Annotated in this window: 1 pseudogene; it reads left to right on the top strand. The window is 43.5% G+C overall.

Annotated elements, in window-relative coordinates:
* Window positions 1–356 (top strand): annotated as a pseudogene (locus H5185_RS22520) (dehydrogenase); the annotation flags it as partial.

The following is a 356-nucleotide window of genomic DNA, read 5'->3' as shown; positions in this document are numbered from 1 at the left end:
AATGGTGTTGCACAGGTTTCAATTCAACAACCCTCGATTAAACGTCTATGGGATACCCGTATCGATGAATCTGAAATCCCTTACATGTTAGCTAAAAAGCTGGCTGATAAAGGATTTGATGCACCATGGCGTTATATCAATGAACAAATTGTCGACCCTGAAACAGGTAAACCTGCTGCGGATGAAGCAGAGTTTGCGAAGTTGATGGTCAGATTCTTGACTGCGCCGCTGTGGAAAGAAGATGCGTCTAAATACGGTGATAAGCTCAATTCATGGGATGAGTTCGTGCAAAAAGGGGTGTGGAATAGCTCTCCTTATAAGCTTGAGTCTCGCTGGGGTAAGTTCAAAACTGAAAC

This window comes from Shewanella sp. SG44-6 (assembly GCF_014164185.1).
Lineage (GTDB): Bacteria > Pseudomonadota > Gammaproteobacteria > Enterobacterales > Shewanellaceae > Shewanella > Shewanella vesiculosa.
Note: the sequence above shows the minus strand (reverse complement) of the source record. Positions and strands in the feature narration are given on the sequence as shown.